Genomic DNA, 5156 nt, shown 5'->3' on the forward strand with positions numbered 1-5156 from the left:
ACTCGTGGGCCGTGGCGCGCGCGCTGCTCGACTCGCGCGCGCTGCTGGATCGCCGCGGTGTGGTCGTCGGCCGCGACCGGGAGGAACTGCTCGCCGGGCTGGCCGCGCTGGCTGCGGGGACGGCGTCGCCACACGCGGTCGAGGCACAGGTGGTGTCGGGTACGACCGCCTTCCTGTTCACCGGCGGCGGCGCGCAGCGCGTCGGCATGGGTGCGGAGCTGTACCGGGTGTTCCCGGTCTTCGCGACCGCGCTGGACGAGGTGTGCGCGGAGTTCGACCGGCATCTCGGTGGTTCGCTGCGCGAAGTGATGTTCACCGATGAGGCGCAGGTGCTGGACCGGATGGACTGGATGCAGCCCGCGCTGTTCGCTTTCGAAGTGGCGATGTTCCGGCTGCTCGCGTCCTACGGTCTCGAACCGGACGTGCTCGCGGGTCACTCGCTGGGCGAACTCGTCGCGGCGCATGTGTCCGGCGTCTGGTCGCTCGCCGACGCCTGTGTCCTGGTGGCGGCGCGAGGACGGTTGATGGGAGCGGCGCCGGCCGGTGGGGCGATGCTGGCGGCCGCGGTGTCGGAGACGGAAGGGGAGGAACTGCTGACCGGTCTCGGCGACCGGCTGGCCATCGGGGCGGTGAACGGTCCGGAGTCGGTGGTGTTCTCGGGGTACGCCGATGCGGTCGAGGAGATGCGGGGGCGGCTGACCGAGGCGGGACGGAAGAACACCCTGCTGCGGATCTCGCACGCGTCCCATTCGATGCTGATGGAACCCGTCCTCGACGAATTCCGAGCGGTGGCCGAGGGACTGACCTATCACGAGCCCACCGTGCCGATCGTGTCCAACGTATCCGGCGCGCTGGCCGGTGCCGAGATACGAGATCCGGGTTACTGGGTGGCGCAGGTGCGCAGCTGTGTGCGCTTCGCCCCCGGGGTGCGCAGCCTCCTCGACTCCGGCGTGCGGCGTTTCGTCGAGGTCGGACCGGACGCGGCGCTCACCGCGATGATCGGAGAATGCCTGGCCGAGCGTCCGGGTGTGGCGGCGAAGTCGCTGGTGGCGGCCTCGTCGCGGCGTTCGGTCGACGAGGTGACCCAGTTCGTCACCCTCCTCGCCCAGACCTTCGCGGCGGGCGCACCGGTGCGGCTGCGGTCGCTGCTGCCCGCAGGAGACGCGCGGGTGACGCTGCCGACGTACGCGTTCCAGCGCCGCCGATACTGGGTGCAACCGGCTCCAGAAGCTGTCACCGGCTCGTCCGGCCATCCCCTCCTCACCAGCGCGGTGCCGGTCGCCGGAAAGGACGAATGGTTGTTCACCGGCCGGTTCTCCGCGCGCACCCAGCCCTGGATCGGCGACCATGCGGTGTTCGGCACGGTCTTGCTGCCGGGAACGGCCTTCGCGGAGCTGGCCTTGGCCGCGGGCGCGCAGGTGGGCGCCGGGGTGGTCGGCGAACTGTTGCTGCGGGCGCCGTTGCCGCTCACCGCAGGCGCCGAGATCGAGATCCAGCTGAGCGTCGGGGCGCGCGACGAACAAGGGCGACGCGGTTTCGCCGTGCACTCCCGCGCGGCCGGGCGGGAGCCCGATGACGCGGAGCCCTGGGTGCAGCACGCGAGCGGCGTGCTGACCACCGCCGACGACGACCTCGCGCCGGTGTGGAGCGAACCGGTGTGGCCGCCGTCCGGCGCCGAACCGTCCGACGGATCGCTCTACGACCGGCTGGCCGAACGCGGGTTCGACTACGGTCCCGGCTTCCAGGGCGTCACCGCGCTGTGGACGCGCGGCGAGCAGACCTTCGCCGAGGTCTCCCTCGACGAATCCGTGAGCGTGGCGGCAGCCCCGTTCGTCATCCATCCCGCGCTACTGGACGCCTGCCTGCACGCGGCGCTCGGCGAGCTGATCGACGGCCTGCCCGCCGGGCAGGTGCCGTTGCCCTTCTCCTTCGCCGGAGTGCGCCTGTGGCGATCCGGTGTCACCGCGGCGCGCGTTCGCGTCGTCCGGGATGCCGAGGGGCAGATCGCCATCGACGTCGCCGACGACAGCGGCTCGCTCGTGGCGCGGATCGACGCGGTCTCCGCACGTCCGATCGCGGCCGACGCGTTGGGCGCGGCGCCCGCGGAGGGTCGTGCGACACCCCTGACCCTGCGCTGGACGCGTGCGGAGCTACCCGCGCTACGGGCCCGGCCCGACCGCGTGGCGACGATGGGGCAAGCGCGGGTACCCGGCGTCGACCGTCACTACGCCGACGCGGCGGAAGTGGCTGCGGCCGAACAGGTTCCGGACATCGTGGTCTGGTCGCCCGCCGAGGGCGACGTCGCGAACCCGGTCGAGCCGAGCACGGTACGAGATGCCACCCGCACGGCCTGGGAGCTACTGCGGTCCTGGTTGTCGCTCGAGCGGCTGGCGGACACTCGCCTCGTGGTGGCGACCCGCCGGGCCACGGGCCTGAACGGCGAACCGGTCGATCCGGCCGCCGCCGCGGTGACCGGTCTGGTCCGCAGCGCGCAATCGGAACAACCGGGTCGCATCGTGCTGCTGGACCACGACGAGGACCTGGACGCCGCGACGGTGCTCGGTGTTCTGGAATCGGGGCAGGCCCAGGTGGCGGTCCGCACGGGCGAGATGTACCTCCCGCGCCTGGCCTATGGTGACCTACCTGCGGAAGAGCCCCAGAGCGCTGGCGCTTTCGGCGACGGGACTGTGCTGATCACCGGCGGCACCAGCGGCTTGGGCGCGGTGATCGCGCGGCACGTGGTCGTCGCACACGGTGTCCGGCAACTGCTGCTGGTATCGCGGCGCGGCGCGGCGGCCGACGGGGTCGCGGAGCTGATCGCCGAGCTGGAACGGCTCGGTGCGCGCACCCGGGTCGCCGCGTGCGATGTGGCCGATCGCGCCGACGTGGCCGCCGTGCTCGACTCGATCGGGAACGAGCACCCCCTGACGGCCGTGATCCATTCCGCGGGCGTGATCGACGACGCCACCATCGAGACGCTGACCGCCGAACGGATCGATCGCGTGCTCGCGCCCAAGGTCGACGGCGCGCTGCACCTGGACGAGCTCACCCGGGGCCACGACCTGGCCGCGTTCGTCGTGTTCTCCTCCGCCGCGGCGATTCTCGGATCGCCGGGACAGGGCAACTACGCGGCCGCGAACGCGTTCCTCGACGGACTCGCGCACGCCCGCCGCATGCAGGGGCTGCCCGCCTTGTCGGTCGCCTGGGGTCTGTGGAACCAGGACACGGGCATGACCGCCGACATGGACCGGGCCGCGCTGGCGCGGCTGGAGCGCATGGGCCTGCGGATTCTCGGTGACACCGACGGTACGGCGCTGTTCGACGCCGCGCTCGCCGCGGACGCGGCCGTGGTCGCCTGCGTCGAGTTCGACAAGTCCGCCCTGGCCGCGCAGGCACGCGCGGGGCTGCTGCCCGAGGTGCTCGGCGGCCTGGTGCCCGGCCGCCCCCGGCGGGTCTCCAGTGCAACCGGCACCGCCGGTCTGCTGGCCGACCGGCTCGCCGCCGCACCGGAGGACGAACGCGACGCGGTGGTGCTCGCATTCGTCCGGGAACACGCCGCGGCGGTGCTGGGATACCAGTCCGCGGCGGCCATCGATCCCGAAACGCCGTTCAACGAGATGGGTTTCGATTCACTCGGCGGCGTCGAGCTGCGCAACCGGTTGTCGGAGGGCACGGGCACGCGACTGCCCTCGACGCTGGTGTTCAACTACCCGACGGTGAGCGCGGTGGCGAAACTGCTGCGGTCGCAATGGGAGGCGACCGCGACCACGTCGGCGATCGACGACCAGATCGCCGCGCTCGCCGCGCTGCTGGCGACCCTGCCGTCCGAGGAGGACAAGGCCCGGCTGGCCGAGCGCATCCGCGCCACGCTGACCGACGCCGTGGACGAACCCGAACCCGAGCCCGCCCCCGCCGCTGACCAGGGCCGCGACGCGGTCGAGGCGGCCGCCACCGCGGACGAACTGTTCGCGCTCATCGACCAGCAGATCAGCGGAAAGTAGAGGATGGTCATGACACACAACGACGGGCCGGCGATCGAGGTGACCGATGGTGTGCGATCGCTGCACCTGGAGTGGGACGATCCCGGCATCGCCGTGCTGGGCATGATCCAGCTGACCAGGGACGAACTCGTCGAGCGCATTCGCACGGGTGAACTGCCGCTGCCGCCACTGGCCAAACTGCTCAACATCGAGGTCGTCGATGCGGCGCCGGGCCGGATGACGCTGAGTCTCACGCCGGACGAGCGGCATGTGAACTTCCTCGGCGTGGTCGGTGGCGGCGTCGTCAGCACGGTGCTCGACGTCGCGATGTGGGGCGCGGTGCAACTGTCGGTGCAGGACAAGTCGATGCTCACGACGGTGAGCATGACGTCCAATCTGGTGCGCGGGGTCTCGCACACCCAGGGGGCGTTGCATGCGGTCGCGGAGGCGGTGCACGTCGGCCGGACGACGGCCACCGCCGAAAGCCGTCTGGTCGACGCCGCGGGGAAGGTCTACGCCACCGCTACCGCCACGTTCGTCCGGATGGGCGGCGGTAACGGGTGAATCCCGATGGCCCGGGGACCGGTGCCCCGGGCCGTCCGGATCAGAGTTCGGCCGCGAGCTGGGTGCCCTGCTGGATGGCGCGCTTGGCGTCGAGTTCCTTCGCCTCGTCGGCGCCGCCGATGAGATGCACCCGCATTCCACGTGATTCGAGCTGGTCGTAGAGGTCGCGGACCGATTCCTGTCCCGCGCACACCACCACGTTGTCGACCTCGAGCACCCGCGGGTCCTGCCGCTGCGGGCCGAAGCTGACATGCAGTCCGCGATCGTCGATTCGCTCGTAGTTGACGCCGCCGATCTGCCGGACCCCGCGCGCGTCCAGCGCGGCGCGATGGATCCAGCCGGTCGTCTTCCCCAAGGTCAGTCCGAACGGACCCGACTTACGTTGCAGCAAGGTCACTTCCCGGTTCGCCCGGGCCGGCCGCGGGGTGCGCAACTGGCCGGGAGCGTGGATGTCGTCGGTGACGCCCCACTCGTCGCGCCATTCGTCGAGCGTGAGCGGGCGCTGGTGGAGTGCGGTCAGGAATTCGCCGACGTCGAATCCGATGCCGCCCGCGCCGATGACCGCCACACGGTTGCCTACGGGTTTCTCCTGCCGGATCAGTTCCGGATAGG

3 protein-coding genes are annotated in these 5156 nt (G+C 71.5%); 2 read left to right on the top strand and 1 reads right to left on the bottom strand.

What is annotated here, in order from left to right:
- Positions 1-4001, top strand: a 4001-nt coding sequence (locus tag ON21_RS30795) for a type I polyketide synthase (protein ID WP_039803846.1), incomplete at its 5' end; no start/stop codon positions are given.
- Positions 4002-4010: 9 nt separating this feature from the next.
- Positions 4011-4544 carry a PaaI family thioesterase gene (locus ON21_RS30800; RefSeq protein WP_063821159.1) on the top strand — a complete coding sequence of 178 codons (534 nt, stop codon included), beginning with the start codon at positions 4011-4013 and terminating at the stop codon, positions 4542-4544.
- 40 nt (positions 4545-4584) lie between these two features.
- Here ON21_RS30800 and ON21_RS30805 read toward each other — a convergent pair.
- A partial coding sequence (locus ON21_RS30805) for an FAD-dependent oxidoreductase (RefSeq protein WP_039803848.1) occupies positions 4585-5156 on the bottom strand: 572 nt, incomplete at its 5' end.

This window comes from Nocardia araoensis NBRC 100135 (assembly GCF_000308435.1).
GTDB lineage: Bacteria > Actinomycetota > Actinomycetes > Mycobacteriales > Mycobacteriaceae > Nocardia > Nocardia araoensis.

What these genes read in the sequence shown, in the direction of transcription:
- ON21_RS30800 (WP_063821159.1), top strand. Translation starts at nt 4,011, where the DNA reads ATGACACACAACGACGGGCCGGCGATCGAGGTGACCGATGGTGTGCGA.